The following is a 2486-nucleotide window of genomic DNA, read 5'->3' on the forward strand; positions in this document are numbered from 1 at the left end:
GTTCACCGAAACGCCCACGCTCGGCACGCCCACCGGTGCGGGTGCCGGCACCGGCGGCTGCGGCGTGATCATGCCGGTAACGCCCGTGCCTCCGGGCGCCGACTCGACGCCTGGTTGCAACGAGTTGATGTCGGCTAACCCCCTGGTGATCGCCGGTGTGACGATCGCGGGGCTGACGTATGAGCCTGACACGAAACCGTTCACAAAGCTGGAGTTCAGGAAGGTTTCGATGGAGTTCCCGTCCGCGCCGTCCAAGAAGTCGAGGAGGGAGTCAAGCCAACTCGCAGGCTGCGCGGCCGCATTCGTCGCCGCGGACATCGGCGAGGTGAGTTGCTTCAACGACGACGGGATCGTTGACGTCAGCTGCTGCAGCTGCGACTGCACACCGGCCCCGGTGCTGGCGCCATTAGCCTGCGCGACCGCGGAGCCCTGCGTGGCCTGGGCCGCTGGATTCGACGTCTCCGGCGCCTGGGTGAACGCTTTGACCGATGCGGCCGCGGCCGAGCTGCCGGCGTAGCCGTACATGGCCGCGGCGTCCTGTGCCCACATCTCGCCGTACATCGCCTCGTTGGCGGCGATCGCCGGGGTGTTCTGGCCGATCACGTTCGTTGCAACCAGCATCGCCAGCTGCATGCGGTTGGCGGCGACCTCGAGCGGGGGGACGGTCATCGCGTATGCCGCCTCGTAGGCGCTCGCAGCGGCCGAGGCCTGGGCTGCGGTCTGCTCGGCCTGCGCGCTGGTGGTGTTCATCCAGGTGATGTACGGGTCGACAGCGGCGACCATCGTCGCTGACGTCGGCCCCAGCCATTCGTCGTCCAAGACGTCGATCGTCGATTGGTATTGGGTCGCCGCAGATTCGAGCTCGGCCGCAAGCAGATTCCATGCCGCCGATGCTGTGCGCATTGGCGCCGAGCCGGGGCCGGAATACATTCTCGCAGAGTTTATTTCGGGTGGTAATGCGCCGAAGTCCATGGTCAGCGTTCCAAACCGGCCGGGATCGAGACGAAGAAGACGTCAGGAATCGTCGGTGTACACGAGCGGTCGCGGTCGGCCGTTGCTGCAGGCGACTGTGCCGGCTTTGCAACAGAGAACATCGCAACTCTCCTTCCAATAGGAATTGATCTATCCAGATCTGTTGTCGCAGTTATTGTTTGATTGAGGTAGATGGGGTGTGTGAGGATTTGCCGGGGCATCAACCGTGAGTCGATACGCCGCACCCCCTGTGATCAGGCCATGTGCACCGCAGAGGAACTCGCGCGACCACTCCTGTGTGGAAAGCCAACGAGGCGGAAACATTGGCAAAGATGTAACCAATAGTGCGCCTAAGTTTCACCGCGACGCGCGCTCAGCGGCCAAACTCATAGAAACTTCAAATAATGAGATCGGCGTTTCGGCACACAGTGGGCTCGCCGGAAGCTGCCAGCAACTTCGCTGGGGACGCTCAGCCAACGGTGGGATATTAGCAGTTGAACCAGCACATACGGTGGATATCTCCGCCGCGTCGGGAATCGCAAACGTACTGCCGGACGCTTACATCGACAGTTCGTGACTACCGCGCCCTACTGCCTATAGCTAGCCAGGAAGTTGCCCAACCGCTCGATGGCGCGGGCAAGGTCGCGCGACCACGGCAGCGTGACGATCCGCAGGTGATCCGGTGCGGGCCAATTGAATCCGGTTCCCTGAGTTACCAGGATCTTCTCCGACAGCAGCAGATCCAGCACGAGCTGCTCGTCGTCGACGATCTCGTGCACCTCGGGGTCGAGCCGTGGGAACGTGTAGAGCGCGCCGGCGGGCTTGACGCAGGAGACCCCGGGGATCTCGTTGAGCTTGGACCATGCCACGTCGCGCTGCTCGAGCAGCCGCCCACCCGGTAGCACCAGGTCGTCGATGCTCTGATGGCCGCCGAGTGCAACCTGAATCGCGTGCTGGGCAGGAACATTCGGGCACAACCGCATATTGGCCAGCAGGTGAATGCCTTCGATGAAGCTGCTGGCGTGTTCCTTGGGCCCGGTGATCGCTAGCCAGCCGGCCCGATACCCGGCTACCCGGTAGGCCTTCGACAGCCCGTTGAAGGTCAGGCACAACAGGTCGGGGGCGAGAGTTGCCATGCTGATGTGCTCGGCATCGTCGTAGAGGATCTTGTCGTAGATCTCGTCAGCGAGCAGCAGAAGCTGATGCTTGCGCGCCAAATCGGCCATCTGCGTAAGGATTTCACGGCCGTAGACGGCGCCGGTGGGGTTGTTCGGGTTGATGACAACCAGAGCCTTGGTGCGCTCGGTGATCTTCGATTCGATGTCGGCGATATCCGGTTGCCAGCCTTGGGTTTCGTCGCACAGGTAGTGCACCGGAGTGCCGCCGGCCAGCGACGTCGATGCCGTCCAAAGCGGGTAGTCGGGAGCCGGAATCAGCACCTGATCGCCGTTGTCCAGCAAGGCTTGCAGGGTCAGCGTGATGAGCTCCGAAACCCCGTTGCCCAGATACACGTC

General features: G+C 62.8%; 2 protein-coding genes. Both read right to left on the minus strand.

Annotated elements, in window-relative coordinates:
• Positions 1-972, minus strand: a 972-nt coding sequence (locus VN856_RS05420; RefSeq protein ID WP_414686874.1) for a PPE family protein, incomplete at its 3' end; no start/stop codon positions are given.
• A gap of 587 nt (positions 973-1559) precedes the next feature.
• Positions 1560-2486 (minus strand): pyridoxal phosphate-dependent aminotransferase (locus tag VN856_RS05425; RefSeq protein ID WP_325686904.1); only part of this gene is annotated, 927 nt, incomplete at its 5' end.

Origin of the sequence: Mycobacterium sp. (genome assembly GCF_035603715.1) — a bacterium.
Taxonomy (GTDB): Bacteria; Actinomycetota; Actinomycetes; order Mycobacteriales; family Mycobacteriaceae; genus Mycobacterium.